The sequence below is a fragment of the Candidatus Enterococcus moelleringii genome (genome assembly GCF_017377575.1).
GTDB lineage: Bacteria > Bacillota > Bacilli > Lactobacillales > Enterococcaceae > Enterococcus_A > Enterococcus_A moelleringii.
Genome location: NZ_JAFREM010000004.1, coordinates 319,055 through 336,317, shown reverse-complemented (window position 1 = coordinate 336,317; position 17,263 = coordinate 319,055). Strand labels below are relative to the sequence as shown.

The following is a 17,263-nucleotide window of genomic DNA, read 5'->3' as shown; positions in this document are numbered from 1 at the left end:
TCACTACTTTCCTACTTCAAATATTTTTCCCAGTCAGGAACTTCCATAAACTGGGCCCGGACAAATTTATCCTTCAAATCAAAAGGTACTGTGCCGTCCAAAATGGTTTTCGCACTCATGCCGCGAAAACGAATCACGCCTGGATTGTATTCCGGAATTTCCGAAGGGTCCAATGGATGATTCCGCATGCCTGGTAAAACAATGATGTCCTTATCACCTTGGAAGCGGGTGTTCAAAGTCCACATCACGTCGTTCATATCGAAAATATCTACATCATCATCAACTAAAATTACGGTTTTTAATTCTTTAAAGGCAGACAGGGCTAAAATCGCGGCTTGCCGTTGAATCCCTTCGTCGGCTTCCCGTTCTTTGCGAATTTGCAGAATACTCATCAGTTTGCCGCCACCAGCTGGAGGATTGTAGACATTGACGACTTTTCCTGGAATCGCTTTGTCCACTAAATCTAAAATGCTGGCTTCGGTTGGGATGCCCGCCATAGAAACATGCTCTTCACTTGGTCCGATGGTGGTTTGCATAATCGGATTGTCCTTGCGGTGAGTGATGGCTTTCACCTTGACCACATTTACGGCTGGATTCGCATCGCCATTGTAGCCAGGAAATTCCGGCATCGCGTGCCCAGTATTCGAATGCAGATCTTCCTGCATCCGTTCATTAGGTAAAATCTCGGCTTCAATAATAAATTCAGAACGAGCAATTCCGACTTCATCAACAGTTAGGCTGTCGACTAATTGCACCGGTTGGTTTCTCAAAGCCCCAGCAATCCACAGCTCGTTGTACCCAAGTGGAGTAGTTGGCGGTTCAAAGGTGGTGCCGATGGAAATCGCCGGATCAAGTCCGATGTTGATGGTGATCGGCATTGGTTTATTTAGTTTTTCGTATTGTTCCTGGAAGTGTCCAATATGGCGACCGCCAGGCATTACGTACATGCCGATAGTGTCTTCATCTTCTAAAACCATCCGGTGAATCGTCACATCACTCATGGTTTTATCAGGATCGGAACCTAAAACAACCCCCATGGTAATATATGGACCAGCATCCAGCGGAGTATTGGTAGGTGCCGGCAAAATTTTACGAATGTCGAAGCCTTCATCGGTTGCTAAGTGAACGACTTCTTGAGCAGGCGCTTCTTCCCGCGAAACCTTCACGGGTTCAATCGGATTTGCCACCGATTCCTTCAATAATTTGCCTAAGTAACGGTAATCGTAGTTTAAAATTTTCCCCACGCGTTTGCGGCTGGCGATGATTCCGATCGTTACTCGTTTTCCCGGGAAGCCTTTGATATTGTTAAACATCATAGTCGGGCCTTCTTGGGTTGGGCGCATAACGGTACCGCCAGATCCAATGTAGCGGTAGACGCCGGCTAACTCAGATTCGGGATCAATTTCTACATCTGTCTCATGGTAGGCACCTGGTTCTTCTTTCAATTCTTCCAATACTTTTCGCAAATCATACAATTCTTCTTGGCTCATTAAAGTTCCTCCTTCAAATAAAACGCTTCTATTCTATTGTAGTCGCCATTGGGAGCGGAATACAAATCGTATTTTAAAAAGAAGCATTCCAAGACGGAATACTTCTTAACGATCAGCAGGTAATTGACTGCCAGAAAGCATCGTTGATAGAACTATGTGTCCCTTTTTTGCGAACAAAACAAAGCTGACTGACTTTGTTAGGGGTAATAGGGACGTAGGTAACATTTTCCGGCAATTTATCTTGAATCGTTTTTTCCATCAATAAAGAAATGCCTAGTCCGCTGGCAACCATATTTAAGATCAAGTCAATCCTTGAGCCGCCATAATTATTTTTCGGAACAAAACCGGCTTGCTGACAAAGTTGATGAATTGGCGATAAAAGTCCAGTTTCCTGACCTAATAATAAGAAGACTTCCTGGTTCAACATCTCCAAAGCCAGCTGCTTTTCGCCAGCCAAAGGATGCGATTTCGGCAGTACTGCGACAAAACGATCTTCATCAACAATCTTGTAGTCAAAAGAATGCTCAGGCAGCTGGAATAAACGGGTGAAAAAGAGACTGTGCTCGTCTAAAAAATCAATCGAAGACAAGGCTTGGTTTTCTGTTTCCTTCAATTGCAGCAGCACATTCGGATTTTCCCGGCGAAAAGCCGCGATTTTTTCCAACGCCGGATAATTAATCAAAGTCGGGATCGTATAAATTGTTAGAAATTGCTGATTTTTCTGGCTGATGGCCGCCGCTTTTTCCTGCATAACTGCTGCTTGCTGAACAATCGCTTGGGCATGGGGCAATAAATCATTTCCCGCTTCCGTCAAGGCAATTTGCCGTTTGGAGCGGTTGAACAAATGAATCCCCAGCTCTTTTTCCAGCGCCAAAATATGTTTGGAGATATTTCCTTGCGTGGTATAAGTTTGTTCCGCTACCTGGGAATAATTTAAGTAGTGAGCCAGTTGAATAAAGGTCTCAAGTTTTTGAATGTCCATAAGCAGGTCCTCTTTTTTCTAGTTAATTCTATTATATAGGAAGAAAGCCGTTCCGGCAGAAAAAATCTAGCGAAGCAGAATAAACAAAAAAGCTAGAAAACTGAGTGATCAGCTTTCTAGCAGATTGGTTTTGAGATCTAATTTATACTGCTCGTATAAAGCTTGGATCTGAGTTCGTTTTTTGATGTCCAATTTAATAAAGATATTGTGTACGTGGGTCTTGACTGTACCAACCGATAGAAACAGCTCATCAGCGATTTCCTGATTTTGCTTATGCTCCAGCAGTAAACGGAAAATCTCCATTTCTCGCTGGGTGAACTGGTAAGTCTGACAAAATTGCTCAAAGCAGCGTTCCTGCTGAACTTCCGCGGCTACTTCTTCAGCCGGCTGTTGCGAGTGGCTGCGCAAGAAATAGTTTAGCCCTATCAGGCAGGCTAAAATGGAAAAGATATCTTCGCAAAGATTTCGATTAAAGATTTTTACGGTTAGCGAGGAGTATTGATCCACATTGAAGATGACAAAGGTATCTTCACACAAGATCGCAACACTGAAAATCATCGCTAACAGACCGATTCGTTTTAGATACTTTTTGGCCATCGGCGAAATATCCAAAGCTTTCTTGTAATTGTACCAGGCATAACCGCCAAGATAAAACAGGAAAAGCTGATTTGGCAGATAATACAGCCAGACCTTAAAAGCCGAATTCGCTAACAAGGGAGTTGAGAGCATCCAAACCGCCAACAGAATCAGTATACCATTTTGGTACGGCTTCATTTTATCCTTAGCTAACAATCGGACAATCCAGAGGGAGCAAAACGCATTCACTACAAAAATAATGGTCTTGGCTGCCGGAATACTCATAAAGGTTTGATTGTATTGATGGGCAAAGGTGTTAAAAAATTCGGTCATGTAAATAATGACATTATCAAAAATGAAAAAAGCTAAATAGACCGAAAAAGCTAGAAAAACTTTGCGCTTTTCTCTTAGGTAGAAGATCAGCGAAATGGACATGGTGATGGTGTATAAAACAATCAGAATGATATTGTATATAAAAACTGCAATCATCAATGAAACCCCTTCCGGAAAAAATCTGGCACTTTGAATGGTTCATTTTGTTTCCCGTAATAATTATAGCATTTTTTTCAGAAGGTTTTGAATATATTTGAGTAAACCATCCTCTAAACTTTTCTAAACTTTGTCTCGTAAGCGGTTTAGATTGACGATAAACCCGCTCTATACCGGCGTTTTTAAAGGTGATAGCGTTTACAACTTTTAGATTATCGTAAACCCTTACATTAATTGGTACATTATGGGTGCAAAGCAAACGAAAAACAAATTAGGAGGAATCATCATGGCAAAACGCGACTTTATTACTACAGAAAACTATACTAAGGAGGAAATCTTATACATCGTTGATTTATCATTGAAAATCAAGAAGGCAATTAAGAGCGGCTTTTATCCACCTCTATTGAAAGACAAAACTTTAGGAATGATCTTCCAGCAATCATCTACTCGTACTCGGGTTTCATTTGAAACAGCAATGACTCAATTAGGTGGACATGCTCAATATTTAGCACCAGGACAAATTCAACTAGGTGGACACGAAACAATTGAAGATACTAGCCGAGTACTTTCTCGTTTAGTAGATATCTTAATGGCTCGGGTAGAACGTCATCATAATGTAGACGACTTGGCAACTAACGCAACTATCCCAGTTATTAACGGAATGTCAGACTACAATCACCCAACTCAAGAAGTCGGCGATTTAACTACTATGGTAGAACATTTACCAGAAGGCAAGAAAATTGAAGATTGTAAAGTAGCCTTCATCGGCGATGCAACACAAGTATGTTTCTCATTAGGTTTAGTGACAACTAAAATTGGTATGGACTTTGTTCAATTCGGACCAGAAGGCTTCCAATTAAACGAAGACCACAGAGCAAAATTAGAAGCAAACTGCAAAGTATCAGGCGGAACTTACACGGTAACTGACGATATCGAAGCAATTGTCGGCGCTGACTTCGTCTACACAGATGTATGGTACGGTTTATATGAAGCAGAATTATCTGAAGAAGAACGGATGAATGTCTTCTATCCTAAATACCAAGTAAACCAAAAATTAATGGACAAAGCTGGTAAAAATGCGAAATTCATGCACTGCTTGCCTGCAACTCGCGGCGAAGAAGTAACGGACGAAGTAATGGACGGCGCTAACTCAATCTGTTTCGACGAAGCGGAAAATCGTTTGACTTCCATTCGCGGCTTGCTAGTTTACTTGATGAACGATTACGCAGAAAAGAACCCAATCGATGTAGCTGATACTGCTAAAGCAAAAGCAGAACTAGAATTATTCTTGAAAAAACCACTGTAAAACAGCGTAGGAATGGAAATAACTCTGCTTATTTAATCAGCTAAGACTTATTTCCATCAGATGGTTGAGGCATCTGCCTCAACCATTCCTTCCATTATAGAAAGGAAGAGAAAAATGGAACAAAAGAAAAAATTTAGCTTGATGAGTGCCATTCTTTCCGTTATCTGTGTGGTATTCGTAGCGGAAGCCGCTGCACCCGTTGCGGCAATTGGGAATTCCCAGTTCTTCTGGTGGATCTTCCTGTTAATTGCCTTCTTATTACCTTATGGACTAATTTCATCCGAATTAGGAACAACTTATATTGGCGATGGCGGTATTTATGACTGGGTAACGAAAGCCTATGGTCACCGTTGGGGAGCTCGTGTTTCTTGGTATTATTGGATTAACTTCCCACTATGGTTGGCATCATTAGCCGTTATGTGTCCCGAGCTGTTAACGACAATTACCGGAATTAATTTCCCAACGATTCCAGCGATTTTAATTCAACTAGCCTTTATTTGGATCGTTGTGTGGATTAGTTTTTATCCGGTTGCTGACAGTGTTTGGATTTTGAATGGCGCAGCCGTTATCAAAATGATCTTAGCTGTATTGATTGGTGGATTAGGTCTGTATGTAGCCTTTACTCGCGGAATGGCCAACGAATTTACCGTTCAATCGATGCTGCCTTCATTTGATTTGAACAGCTTATCATTTATCTCTGTAATTATTTTCAACTTACTTGGCTTTGAAGTTATCTGTACCTTTGCAGATGACATGGAAAACCCTAAGAAACAAATTCCACAGTCCATCGTGGCTGCCGGAATCGTAATTGCCGCTATTTACATCTTCTCTGCCTTTGGTATCGGGGTAGCTATCCCAACTGACCAAATCAGTACTGGCAGCGGGATGATGGACAGCTTCAAACTATTGACTGGCTCAACTGACGGCTGGTTTATTATCTTGATGGCCTTCTTCTTCCTATTAACACTATTCGGGAATATGATCTCATGGTCACTAGGGGTAAACAACACGGCTTGTTACGCGGCTGAAAATGGCGACATGCCAAAATTCTTTGGTAAACGCAGCAAGAAAAATGAAATGCCAATTGGTACTGCTTTGATGAACGGAATCGTCGCATCAGTAGTGGTTGTCATTGCACCAATTTTACCAAATCAAGATTTATTCTGGGCGTTCTTCTCCTTGAACTTGGTAATGTTCCTACTATCTTATGTACCTGTATTTCCAGCGTTTTACAAATTACGTCAAATTGATCCTGATACTCCACGACCATTTAAAGTGGGCGGCGGAAACGGATTTTTGAAAGTTTTAGTGATTGCCCCTATGCTGATGATCCTTATTTCATTAGTCTTCACAGCGATCCCGCTGCAGTTTGATGCTGCATCATTAACGGAGCAGCTGCCGATTACCATCGGAGCAATCGTGTTTATTCTATTTGGTGAAGGAATCATTATTTTCAAAAAAATAACAAAAGAAGGAGCCGATAATCATGGCGAAAAGAATCGAGAAGACAACACCGAAACAAGACGGGTTTAGAATGCCCGCAGAATATGCACCACAGGAAAAAGTATGGATGATTTGGCCTGAACGTCCAGATAACTGGCGTGACGGAGGCAAACCAGTACAAGAAGCCTTTACTGAGGTTGCTAAAGCAATCAGCCGCTTCACTCCAATGAACGTGGTAGTATCTCAGCAGCAATTCCAAAACTGTCGTCGTCAATTACCACCAGAAATTACTGTTTATGAAATGTCTAATAACGATGCGTGGATCCGTGACTGCGGTCCAACCTTCTTAATCAATGATAAAGGTGAATTACGTGCTGCTGACTGGGAATTCAATGCTTGGGGCGGATTAGTTGATGGCCTGTACTTCCCATGGGATCAAGATGATTTAGTTGCTCAAAAGGTTTGTGAAATCGAACATGTTGATTCTTACCGTACGCCAGGCTTCGTATTAGAAGGTGGATCATTCCACGTGGATGGCGAAGGAACAGTCATGACAACTGAAATGTGTCTATTAAGTGAAGGACGCAACCCGCATATGTCTCGCGAAGAAATCGAAAAAATGCTATGCGACTACTTAAACTGTGAAAAAGTTCTTTGGGTGAAAGACGGAATTGACCCTGAAGAAACCAATGGACACATTGATGACGTAGCTTGCTTCGTTGCACCAGGTGAAGTGGCATGTATCTACACTGAAGATGAAAGCAGCCCGTTCTACGAAGCAGCGCAAGATGCGTACAAACGCTTGTCTGAAATGACTGATGCCAAAGGCCGCAAATTAAAAGTACACAAACTTTGCTGCCCAGTTGAAACCGTTACTATCGACGGCAACTTCAAGATTGATTATGTTGAAGGAACTATGCCTCGTGAAGACGGCGACATCTGTATCGCTTCTTACATGAACTTCTTGATCACGAACGACGGTGTCATCGTTCCACAATATGGCGACGAAAATGACGCTTTGGCTTTGGAACAAGTCAAAGAAATGTTCCCAGGCAAAGAAATCGTGGGTGTCAATACAGTAGAAGTTGTTTATGGCGGCGGAAACATCCACTGTATCACTCAACAACAACCAAAACGCTAATAACTGATCCGGCTATCTGTTAAAGATAGCCGGAATCTCTATCAAGCAGAAATGAGGGTTCCTATGTCAAAAATTGTCATTGCTTTAGGCGGTAACGCACTAGGCAATTCAGCCAACGAACAATTAACCAAAGCCGAGCTGGCAGCCAAATCGATTGCCGATTTAATTATTGGCGGTCACCATGTGGTTATCGCTCACGGAAACGGACCGCAAGTGGGGCAAATCCGTTTGGCTTTTGAAAATGCCAGTGGCGACGATCCAGAAAAATTAATGCCTTTCCCAGAATGTACTGCGATGAGCCAAGGCTACATCGGTTATCATTTACAACAAGCGATTGACGAAGAACTAGTGGCTCGCGGTTTGAATGATGTTCCGGTTGTATCGATGCTTACTCAAGTTGTGGTTGATCCAAAAGATCCTGCTTTTGAAAACCCAACAAAACCAATCGGCGGCTACTACGATGAAGCAGCTGCCAAGAAAATTATGGAAGAAACTGGTGATGTTTATAAGGAAGATGCTGGACGTGGGTGGCGTCGAGTGGTTCCTTCACCAAAACCAATGGACATTTACGAAAAAGTCAGCCTGCAAACCTTAGTTGATGCTGGCCAAGTCGTAATTGCCTGTGGTGGAGGAGGTATCCCGGTTGTTTATCGCGGCAAACGCTATGAGGGCGTAGATGCTGTAATTGATAAAGACTTTGCTGCGTCTAAAATGGCAGCATTGATCGATGCGGATATCTTCATTATCTTAACCGCAGTAGATCACGTCTTTGTTAACTTTGGTAAAGAAAACCAAGAAGCTTTAGTAGATACAACGGTTGAAAAAATGAAAGAGTATATTACAGAAGATCAGTTTGCTCCAGGAAGCATGCTGCCGAAAGTTGAAGCAGCAATTGACTTTGCTGAATCAAAAGCCGGCCGCAAATCAATTATCGCTTCATTGGAACAAGCCTCTGAAGCTGTTGTCGGAAAAAGCGGCACCATCGTACAACAGTAATAAATTTTGCCTATTGACCAAAGCCCGTTCAACGAAAAAACGTTGAGCGGGCTTTTCTAATTTCTAATCCAGAAAAAATTCTCACATCTTCTAGTAGAGAATGGTAAAAAATCTCGCTGATTTTGGGATAAATAATCAAAAGTATTTGTTGAAGAGGAAAACAAGCAAGATTCGATAAAAGATTATCATCAAAAATGTTTTAGAATACATAGAGATAATCAACGTTAATATAAATATAATAATTATTTTTAGAAAGGTATACCGCGTAAATATAGTTTAAATTACTGTTGAATATGTTATAAATACAGGTATACTATAGAGTGATGAATGATTAATCTCAGGTGTGGGGCTGGTAAATTAATCGATTCAATCAAACATTAAACGAATTTTTTGGAGGAGAAGAAAATGAAAAGGGTTAAATTAGTGGTATTGTTAGTAATAATTTTAGTTCTGGGAGCCTGTAGTAAAAGTCCCAAAGAGGAATTTATTGCTTCCTATGATTCATTAGGAACTGGGGAATACAATGCGGGAAAATTTGAGGCTACAATTACTGATTTTAAGATGAATCAAACCAGCGGGGCAGCCTGGGCACAGATTTTGAACGACAGCTTAAAGAATATGACCTCCCAGGGTGATTATCAATTTAATGAAAAAGACAGCAGCTTTAGTTTTAATGCAGCGGTGGAAGTCTTCGGAACAGAGATGCCGCTAAACATAGTCGGCAACGAGGAAAAGTTCTACGTTTCAACTTCCTTTGTGGATGGCATGTTTGCCTTGATGGACAGCTTTGGGGTTCCCATTGAAGCCGATCAAACTCAGATAGAAAAGTTAGCCGGAAAATATATCGAAGTTGACACAGATGAGCTGGTGGAAGAAGCCGGAGAAGACACTGACAGCTCAGCTGACGCCGAAGAAATGAGCAGCAAAATGACGAAGCTGCTGGAAGATGCTAAAGAGGAAAGCTTCAAAGCTGATGGAGATACCGTTTCTCATACCTTCACTAGCGCTGATTTAGTGAAAATTGCTGAGGACCGCGATTTAAGTGAAGATACCAAGACAAGCTTGGAAAATACTAAAATCACTATGAGTATCAACAAAAAGACTAAGAAGACGAATTGCACAATTAAAATCAGCGATGATGAACAAGAAATGACGATGAAGCTGAAGTTCACTCCTAGTAAAAAGGATAAAGCAATTAAACTGCCAAAAGAAAAAGACATTGTTTCTGAAGAAGAGCTGAATAATTTCTTCCAGGAAATGAATCAAAGTACAACTAATAATCTGTCAGCTTACACCGACCCAGAGATATTGTCGGATGAAGAATTTGAGCTGCTGTATCAGCAAATTGAAGCCACTCTTGATGAATTCGATGAGGATCAAAAGCATGATATTATTGAGGCTTACGCCCTTCATTTGACAGAAGAACAGCAGGGAAGATTGATTGCATTGCTGGCCAGTTCAGCTGCTTAACTTGTTTGCGACACCTAGCGCCCTTAATTTAAAGGGTTCTAGGTGTCTTTTTTATTGTGCAAATTGCCTAATATCGTATTGCGTCCACCTTACTATTTTGTTAGTTCGTTTAAACCTGATTCGATGTCGGGAAAACGGCATCTGCTATAGACTGAGTCCAGAAAGTTATTTTGGAGGCAGAACATGAAGAAAAAGAAAAAAATCATTATCGCCGGTCTAGCTGGCTTAGTCATTGCAGGAGTTGGAGTTTTAGCATTAAGCTCCAGAAAAGTGGAGCCGCAATATAGCGCATATACAGTAAAAACAGCAGATCCTTTACAGCTTAAAGGCAAGGTCGAACCGATTCAAAAGCAGCTGTATTTTTTAGATAGCACCAAAGGCGTGATTCAAAATATTCCAGTTACTAACGGACAAGAAGTGACCACTGGAACTCCTTTAATCGAATATCAAAATGACACGGCACAAAATGAGTTAGTTACCCAGCAGCATGCGATTAACAAAAGTAACCTGGACGCTTCGCAGGCAGAACAAACCGTTGCCTCAGGCGAACGTCAAGTTCAGACCATAACCAATCAAGTCAATGATACCCACAGAAAAATTGCTGCGGCTCAAGATCCAGAAGAAAAAGCAGCACTTAATGAACAATTGAAACAGCAGGAGGCTGAATTGCAATCAGCCAGTGATCAGTTAAGTCAAGCGCGTTTTGCCGTTCAAGGTGCCTACGAAGATGCACAAGCAGCTAAAGATGTATTGGCTAATCAGCAGGCGCAGGCTTCAACCACGGTGAATGCTGAAATCGACGGAATTGCTTCAGTTGATGAAAAAGGCAAAGCTTCACCAGAGGTTCCAGTAGTTACGGTTTCCAGCAAAGGAAAACAAATCAAGGGAACCGTCACAGAATACGATTTGGACAAATTAGTACCTGGTCAAAGTGTTCAAGTGTCAACGATTGGCGATAACAAACAAGCCAAGGGAAAAATTAAAAGCATCGCTTCTAGTGCCATTCCGGCCAGCAGCGACAGCAACAATGAGGCTTCTTACGAATTTATCGTAGAAGGAGATTTCCCTTGGGCGGACGATCTGTCTTCAGTGATTACCTTAAAACAAGATCAATTATTGATCCCAGATGCTGCAGTTATGAAAAAAGGCGATAAGCAATATGTCTACAAGTACACCAGCGGCAAAGTAAAACAAACCGAAATTCAAACGCAAGACATTGGCGGACGCAAGGTGGTAACTGCCGGGCTGAAGGCCAAAGATCAAATTATCGAAAATCCCGACAGTACTTTAAAGGACGGGGAAACAATTCAGGTGAGTGCAAATGATTAAATTGGAACATATTTATAAATCTTACGAAACCGGGGGAACCAAGCTAAATGTTTTGGAAGATATTAACTTTTCCATCGATGCTGGGGAATTTGTAGCGATCATGGGACCATCCGGCTCAGGCAAATCTACGTTGATCAACTTGCTGGGCTTTATCGATCGCAGCTTTGATGGTCAGTACTATTTTAAAGGCCGTGAGATTGCTGATTTCAAGGATGAAGAATTATCAGAAATCCGCAATCAATCGGTAGGCTTTGTTTTCCAAAATTTCAGTCTAATCGAAAATTTGACTGTAGCTGAAAATGTCGAGCTGCCGCTTCTATACAATGGAGCTAAACACAACGAAACTCAGAAAAAGGTGAAAGCTGCCTTGGCAAGAGTGGGCTTAGCCGATAAGTTGAACCAGCTTCCCAAACAATTATCCGGAGGTCAACAGCAGCGAGTAGCAATCGCCCGTGCCTTGATCAATCAACCTAGCTTCATTATTGCGGATGAACCAACTGGGGCATTAGATACCCACACAACAGATGAAATCATGCAGTTGTTTAAGCAGCTGAACGAAGAAGGAGTGACGATTATTTTAGTCACCCATGATCCAGAAACCGTCATTTATTGCGACCGCTTGTTAAAAATCAGAGACGGCAAAATGGTAGAGGAGGTGCTGCAGGCATGAGAAAATATATTCTTTGGCGCACCGCCTTTCGTTCGATTTTCAAGAACAAACGCCGCAGCTTGTTGACGATGTTCGGAATTATCATCGGAATCGCAGCTGTTATTACAATTGTCGCGTTAGGTAATGGCTTCAAGCGAAATATTTTGTCCACCACAGCGGGAGTAGACGAAAGCGGCCAAACCCAATACATCAATATCAAGTACAATGATTTTGATAATATGCTTACTGATGAGACGGGGATTTCTCAGACCGACAAAAGCATGGTTGCCAACCTGCCTGAAGTGAAGGACGTCAGCTACTATAAAGCCATGAAAACCGACGGCAACCCAAGCGTCGACTTTTATGACAAAAACACAAAATTCACCATGACTGTTAAAGCAACGGATCAAACATCATTGCCGATAATAACTGGTCGTCAGCTAAACTTGGCCGATAATGACGGTTTAAATAAAGTAGTCGTGTTGGATGAAGCAGTCGCTAAGCAGGTTTACGGTTCTGCTGAAAATGCGATGGGAAAAGGCTTCGAGCTGAAAGGCCAAGTTTTTACCGTTGTGGGCGTCTCCACTAATACATCAGGAGAAATCGGCCTGCAAAACTATGAACCCTTAGCCTTTTTCCCAAAAAAGACTTACACTCGCTATTTTGGGAAAAAGGAAGACCATTCGACGCTAGCTATCAAATTTACACCGCAAGCGGATCAAGCTGCTGCAATGAGCAAGGTGCTTAAGCAGTTGAATGTTAACGGCGAGAGTCGTCAACAAGGAGAATACCAAGCCTATGATCCCGCTTCTGAGATCAAGCAGCTAGGTTCTACCTTGGATCAAATGACTATGTTCATCGGTGCTGTGGCAGCTATTTCGTTATTTATTGCCGGTGTTGGCGTGATGAACATGATGTACATTTCTGTTTCAGAACGGACGAAAGAAATCGGGATTCGCCGGGCATTAGGCGCAAATGCCAAATCGATTAAGCAGCAGTTTCTTTTTGAAGGGATCGTCCTGACCTTAAGCGGCGGCGTGATCGGCTATATATTAGGAATTCTAATCGCCTATGCTGCTTCCTTGGCGCTGCCATTTTCGGTGCGGCCGGATTTAACCACAGTGCTGATTTCAGTAGGAACTTCCGTTTTAATTGGCGTATGCTTTAGCTACTTACCTGCTTCAGCAGCCGCAAAAAAAGAATTGATCGATATTTTAAAATAGATTTTTAAAGTAGACTTCTGTATTTTTACAGAGGCCTTTTTTTCTATAAAAGGCTTCAAACCAGACTTTTGGGCCAACATATAGTAGACTCAAGTTGAAAGATAAGGAGGGCAGTCTTATGCCAAAAAATCGAATTGAAGCCTTTACCGACGCTGTCATTGCTATTGTTATGACTTTACTAGTATTGGAATTACATGAACCGAACGGAGATACCTTCTTGGCTTTTGAAGGTAACGCGCATCAGTTCATTATTTATTTGGTCAGCTTTATCTCGCTGGCAATTTATTGGAACAATCACCATCACCTGTTTCATATGGTAAAAAAAGTCGACGGATTGGTTCTATGGATGAACAATTTATTGATCTTAATGATGACCCTATTTCCCTATGTGACCGTTTGGGTAACTGATTATCCCACCTCATTAGTACCGCAGCTTTTTTACGGGTTAGTTATTTTAGGTGCCGATGTCGCTTACTATCTTTTGGGACTAGCTTTAGTCCGCTGCAATGGCAAGGATTCAGCTATCGGCAGATTATTTAGCCATTATACAAAAATGTGGACCACCATCGGATTGAACGTAATAGCTTTATTAGCTGGCTGGTTGATTCATCCATTACTGGTGATTGGAATTAACGGTGTGATGCTGCTCTTGTGGTTCATTCCCGAAAAACAACTGGAAAAATATGCCGACTAAAATCGTCATAATTTCACAAAGAAAAACGCTTGGTTGATGCAAACCAAGCGTTTTATTTTGAAAATTTCACTTTATCCTCTATGCTTAATATATAAGAAAAAAGGAGGAAGAAGAATGGAAATTCAAAATCTAGTAGATAAAGAGATGAAGAAAGAAGTTACCGAAAGTGTCAAAGAAGCACACGATGCGGCCGGCGGAAATTCAGAAGACATCAAAAAAGACGACAACAAAGTAGCAGACCAAAAAGCTAAAACACCTGATGTAAAAGGTGACCAAGAAACTAAGAAAGATTCAGACGGCAAAACAGCACAGAAAGAAAAAGCAGTTGAAGCCAAAAAAGAAGAACAAGATAAAAAAGAAGAACAATCAGACAACAAGAAAGAAGAGAAGGACATGAGCAAAGAAGAGATGAAAAAAGAGGAAATGACCCAAGAAAACAAAGACGTAAACAAAAAAACAGAAAACAAAGAAGCTGACAAGAAAGCAGAAAATTCAGCAGACGATCAAGATATCGAAAAAATCCGCGGTGAAGTAGAATACGACGATTCAGTCATCAAAAAAATTATTGCTGTTGCATTAGACAGCGTTGATGGTTTACTAAATGTAGACGGAGGCTTCTTCTCAAATACAGCGAAGAAAATCAGCAACAATGCAGACGACACTGCCGGCATTGAAACTGAAGTTGGCAAAAAACAAGTAGCAATTGACATGGACGTAGTTGTCGAATTCGGCAAAGATATCCAAGAAATCTTCAAAAACTTAAAACAAGTTGTTGCTAAAGAAGTTAAACAAATGACTGGACTTGAAGTCATCGAAGTCAACTTGAAAGTCGTAGACATCAAGACCAAAGAAGAACACGAAAAAGATAAAGAAACCTTGCAAGACAAAGCTTCTGAACAAGCGGACGATGCAAAGAAATTCGTAGATGAAAAACGCGAAGAAAACGCTGATGACAAAGAAGAAAAAGATAAAGAAAAAGAAGACGAAGAAAAACCACGTGTTGAATAATTAAACAAATAACCAAGGCCGGATCAGATAAATGATCTGGCCTTGGTTTTTTAATTTGAACGTATAGGTAAGCTAATCAGACGAACCGGGTCATAAGATCAGGTTCGTTTTTTCTTTGGCATAAGGCAGCTTCGTTAATTGATGATTGCAAATTCAGCGAAAAAGCGTCAGAATGTTAAGGAGCACTGTGAAGTAAAGTTGATAGGAGGCGCTCGGATGAGCCAAAGCAAGCTTAAAATCGTCATCTTTGATATGGATGGTTTATTAGTAGATACCGAGAGAGTGTATCGGGATGGGTGGCAATATGCCACTAAGCAGCACGGAGTTGATTTGCCAGAACACATGTTTCAAGGTTGGGTGGGTAAAGGATACCATGAAACCACTAACGCCTTAGTTGAACTGACCAATGACCCGCAGCTGGTTCAAGAAATACGAAAAACTCGGGAAAATTATTTCTATCAGGAATTGGAAGCCGGACGGGTTGAGGCTAAGCCTTATGCCAAAGAAGCATTACAGGCTGCTAAAGAAAATTATACAGTCGCCTTAGCAACTTCGACTATGGGTGAACGAGCTAGAAATGTATTGGAAACATTAGGTTTTTTGCAGTATATTGATCATCCAGTTTTTGGTGATGAGGTTGAGAAATTAAAGCCGGCACCTGATTTGTATTTGGAGGCCTTAAGACGAGCAGGTTTTTCTGCGGGTGAAGGTGTAGCTGTAGAGGATTCGATTACCGGAAGCCAGGCCGCTGAAAATGCTGGGTTGCCTGTGTTAATGGTTCCTGATTCAAATTTTGAATTAGATGTAGAGAAAGTTCCAGCGGGCGTGGTCAAACGGGGAAAAGATTTGCGAATTGTGCTGGAGTATTTGGAAAAGCATTGACAGATGTCTTCAATAATTATAAGATACTAGGTAATTACTAATCTTATTTTAATAGTATGCGTTGAGAAGAAGAGTAGTGCTGGCACGATTTCTAGAGAGTCTCTGGTAGGTGAAAAGAGATAGTCAAACTGGCATGAAGATGGTCTTTGAGCATCAGACACTGAGGGAGGAATCTTTAAGTGCTGCGGGTTCGCCCGATATCGCGACAAGCTATCGATAATTTTTTCTGTAGCTGTGAGGCTTGTATCTGCAAGCAAAAAAAGGTGGTACCACGATACTTAGTTTGTAATCGTCCTTGGTTTAGCATTTCGTATGCAAATCAGGGGCGTTTTTTTATTTAAAAAAGGAGTGGAGCGAATGGTTTTGAAAGAAAATGTACCGCAAACGACGGTAGCAGTTTTAGGTGGCGGAGCGGCTGGGAAAGCCGTGGCAGCGGATTGTGTATTAGGGGGCAACAAAGTAAATATTTGTGATTTACCTGGATTTTTTGAAACAACCTTAGGAACGGTGGAACGGACTGGGATTAATTTGACTGGGAAACAAAACAGCAAATACGGCTTCAAACGTTCCGGCAATGCCAAGTTTGAAAAAATTACCGACAATGTAGCCGAATGTGTCAAAGGCTGTCAGCTGATTATCGTAGCAGTGCCTTCAATTGCTCATGATGCTTTCTTTGAAGAGCTGGTTCCAGTGTTAGAGGATGGGATGATTATCCATATTATTCCCGATAATTTTGGCTCGCTGAAATTGCGTAAAAAAATGCGGGAAAACAATTGCACCAAAAAAGTGGTGATCGGCGGCTGGTCCAGTGCTCCTTATGGCGCGCGGGTAGTCAAAGAGGGCGGCGTGATGACTTCTGAAATCGGCTTGATTTATCGGGCGATTACTTTGCGAGGTGCCAGCTTGCCTTCTACTGATCAAGAAGTCTTTTTGGAAAGCACTAAACAGCTGGGCTGCTTTGATGCGATTACTGAAGGCGATGGACCAACCAGTGGGAAAACAGTTTTGGATATTGGGTTTAGTAATGTAAACCCTGTGCTGCATTGTCCAGGAACGATTCTTGGGGTTGGCGTGATGGAAAACTGGGGTCGGGTTTTTGGCGGCAATGACAAATCGACTTATTCGATTTATTCTCATGCCTACTGCGAATCGATTTCCGAAGTGCAATATGCCTTTTACTTAGAAGAAGTTGCCTTGGCTGAAGCAATTGGTGTGGATCTGCAACGTTTCCCGAAAAAGAATTTTCTGTCTCGCACCAGTATCTTAGGGCCTGAATATATGGGTGACGACTGTATTGTACCTTTTGATGAGCAGTATGAAATGGCGATTGGTACTGGACCTTTTAGTATTCAAGATCGCTATATTACAGAGGATATTCCGGTAGGCTGCCATATTTATCATGAGCTGGGCAAAAAATTCGGCGTGGAAACTAAGGTTATTGACAGTATGATCACTTTGGCTTCTGTAATGACAGGTCGTGATTTCTTGAAGGAAGGCTTGACCTTGGATGATCTGGGTATTGGTCATTTAGAGAAGGCGGAGTTATTGGACTACTTAGAAACTGGCAAGCTGTAGGGGAGGTCTT

General features: G+C 41.7%; 15 protein-coding genes and 1 other annotated feature. Of the genes, 12 read left to right on the top strand and 3 right to left on the bottom strand.

What is annotated here, in order from left to right; all coding sequences use genetic code 11:
- Positions 1 to 11: 11 nt before the first annotated feature.
- The 3 genes from JZO70_RS03395 to JZO70_RS03385 form a co-directional block, all read right to left on the bottom strand.
- Complete coding sequence (locus tag JZO70_RS03395) at positions 12 to 1,490, bottom strand: UbiD family decarboxylase (RefSeq protein ID WP_207672124.1); 1,479 nt, start codon at positions 1,488 to 1,490, stop codon at positions 12 to 14.
- A 112-nt stretch (positions 1,491 to 1,602) separates the two neighbouring features.
- Complete coding sequence (locus tag JZO70_RS03390) at positions 1,603 to 2,472, bottom strand: LysR family transcriptional regulator (RefSeq protein WP_207672123.1); 870 nt, start codon at positions 2,470 to 2,472, stop codon at positions 1,603 to 1,605.
- 108 nt (positions 2,473 to 2,580) lie between these two features.
- Positions 2,581 to 3,537, bottom strand: a complete 957-nt coding sequence (locus JZO70_RS03385; protein WP_207672122.1) for a response regulator transcription factor — start codon at positions 3,535 to 3,537, stop codon at positions 2,581 to 2,583.
- A gap of 286 nt (positions 3,538 to 3,823) precedes the next feature.
- Between JZO70_RS03385 and ptcA the strand changes: the two genes are divergently transcribed.
- The 12 genes from ptcA (at position 3,824) to JZO70_RS03325 (ending at position 17,253) form a co-directional block, all read left to right on the top strand.
- The gene (gene ptcA, locus JZO70_RS03380; RefSeq protein WP_207672121.1) at positions 3,824 to 4,843 is read left to right on the top strand and encodes a putrescine carbamoyltransferase; all 1,020 of its coding nucleotides are present in this window, start codon (positions 3,824 to 3,826) and stop codon (positions 4,841 to 4,843) included.
- Positions 4,844 to 4,957: 114 nt separating this feature from the next.
- Positions 4,958 to 6,376, top strand: coding sequence for an APC family permease (locus JZO70_RS03375; protein WP_207672120.1), 1,419 nt, complete (start codon positions 4,958 to 4,960; stop codon positions 6,374 to 6,376).
- Positions 6,330 to 7,427, top strand: a complete 1,098-nt coding sequence (gene aguA / locus JZO70_RS03370; RefSeq protein WP_207672119.1) for an agmatine deiminase — start codon at positions 6,330 to 6,332, stop codon at positions 7,425 to 7,427. The genes JZO70_RS03375 and aguA overlap by 47 nt, the downstream gene beginning before the upstream one ends.
- A 63-nt stretch (positions 7,428 to 7,490) precedes the next feature.
- Positions 7,491 to 8,423, top strand: coding sequence for a carbamate kinase (gene arcC / locus JZO70_RS03365; RefSeq protein WP_207672118.1), 933 nt, complete (start codon positions 7,491 to 7,493; stop codon positions 8,421 to 8,423).
- 405 nt (positions 8,424 to 8,828) lie between these two features.
- Positions 8,829 to 9,893: a hypothetical protein gene (locus JZO70_RS03360; RefSeq protein ID WP_207672117.1), complete on the top strand. Its 1,065-nt coding sequence runs from the start codon at positions 8,829 to 8,831 to the stop codon at positions 9,891 to 9,893.
- Positions 9,894 to 10,076: 183 nt separating this feature from the next.
- The gene (locus JZO70_RS03355) at positions 10,077 to 11,222 is read left to right on the top strand and encodes an efflux RND transporter periplasmic adaptor subunit (protein WP_207672116.1); all 1,146 of its coding nucleotides are present in this window, start codon (positions 10,077 to 10,079) and stop codon (positions 11,220 to 11,222) included.
- Positions 11,215 to 11,892: an ABC transporter ATP-binding protein gene (locus JZO70_RS03350; protein WP_207672115.1), complete on the top strand. Its 678-nt coding sequence runs from the start codon at positions 11,215 to 11,217 to the stop codon at positions 11,890 to 11,892. Before JZO70_RS03355 ends, JZO70_RS03350 begins: the two co-directional genes overlap by 8 nt.
- Positions 11,889 to 13,094, top strand: coding sequence for an ABC transporter permease (locus JZO70_RS03345; protein ID WP_207672114.1), 1,206 nt, complete (start codon positions 11,889 to 11,891; stop codon positions 13,092 to 13,094). The genes JZO70_RS03350 and JZO70_RS03345 overlap by 4 nt, the downstream gene beginning before the upstream one ends.
- A gap of 118 nt (positions 13,095 to 13,212) precedes the next feature.
- The gene (locus JZO70_RS03340) at positions 13,213 to 13,788 is read left to right on the top strand and encodes a TMEM175 family protein (RefSeq protein WP_207672113.1); all 576 of its coding nucleotides are present in this window, start codon (positions 13,213 to 13,215) and stop codon (positions 13,786 to 13,788) included.
- A 114-nt stretch (positions 13,789 to 13,902) separates the two neighbouring features.
- A complete protein-coding gene (locus JZO70_RS03335; RefSeq protein ID WP_242703735.1) occupies positions 13,903 to 14,796 on the top strand; it encodes an Asp23/Gls24 family envelope stress response protein in 894 nt (297 codons plus the stop codon).
- Between the two features lie 216 nt (positions 14,797 to 15,012).
- On the top strand, positions 15,013 to 15,678 hold the full coding sequence (locus JZO70_RS03330) for an HAD family hydrolase (RefSeq protein ID WP_207672112.1): 666 nt from the start codon (positions 15,013 to 15,015) through the stop codon (positions 15,676 to 15,678).
- Positions 15,679 to 15,730: 52 nt separating this feature from the next.
- Positions 15,731 to 15,978 (top strand) — a binding site (T-box leader).
- A 57-nt stretch (positions 15,979 to 16,035) separates the two neighbouring features.
- The gene (locus JZO70_RS03325; RefSeq protein WP_207672111.1) at positions 16,036 to 17,253 is read left to right on the top strand and encodes an NAD/NADP octopine/nopaline dehydrogenase family protein; all 1,218 of its coding nucleotides are present in this window, start codon (positions 16,036 to 16,038) and stop codon (positions 17,251 to 17,253) included.
- Positions 17,254 to 17,263 lie beyond the last annotated feature (10 nt).

Coding starts and splice junctions, on each gene's coding strand:
- JZO70_RS03395 (WP_207672124.1), bottom strand. CDS start 1,490: ATGAGCCAAGAAGAATTGTATGATTTGCGAAAAGTATTGGAAGAATTG.
- JZO70_RS03390 (WP_207672123.1), bottom strand. CDS start 2,472: ATGGACATTCAAAAACTTGAGACCTTTATTCAACTGGCTCACTACTTA.
- JZO70_RS03385 (WP_207672122.1), bottom strand. CDS start 3,537: ATGATTGCAGTTTTTATATACAATATCATTCTGATTGTTTTATACACC.
- ptcA (WP_207672121.1), top strand. CDS start 3,824: ATGGCAAAACGCGACTTTATTACTACAGAAAACTATACTAAGGAGGAA.
- JZO70_RS03375 (WP_207672120.1), top strand. CDS start 4,958: ATGGAACAAAAGAAAAAATTTAGCTTGATGAGTGCCATTCTTTCCGTT.
- aguA (WP_207672119.1), top strand. CDS start 6,330: ATGGCGAAAAGAATCGAGAAGACAACACCGAAACAAGACGGGTTTAGA.
- arcC (WP_207672118.1), top strand. CDS start 7,491: ATGTCAAAAATTGTCATTGCTTTAGGCGGTAACGCACTAGGCAATTCA.
- JZO70_RS03360 (WP_207672117.1), top strand. CDS start 8,829: ATGAAAAGGGTTAAATTAGTGGTATTGTTAGTAATAATTTTAGTTCTG.
- JZO70_RS03355 (WP_207672116.1), top strand. CDS start 10,077: ATGAAGAAAAAGAAAAAAATCATTATCGCCGGTCTAGCTGGCTTAGTC.
- JZO70_RS03350 (WP_207672115.1), top strand. CDS start 11,215: ATGATTAAATTGGAACATATTTATAAATCTTACGAAACCGGGGGAACC.
- JZO70_RS03345 (WP_207672114.1), top strand. CDS start 11,889: ATGAGAAAATATATTCTTTGGCGCACCGCCTTTCGTTCGATTTTCAAG.
- JZO70_RS03340 (WP_207672113.1), top strand. CDS start 13,213: ATGCCAAAAAATCGAATTGAAGCCTTTACCGACGCTGTCATTGCTATT.
- JZO70_RS03335 (WP_242703735.1), top strand. CDS start 13,903: ATGGAAATTCAAAATCTAGTAGATAAAGAGATGAAGAAAGAAGTTACC.
- JZO70_RS03330 (WP_207672112.1), top strand. CDS start 15,013: ATGAGCCAAAGCAAGCTTAAAATCGTCATCTTTGATATGGATGGTTTA.
- JZO70_RS03325 (WP_207672111.1), top strand. CDS start 16,036: ATGGTTTTGAAAGAAAATGTACCGCAAACGACGGTAGCAGTTTTAGGT.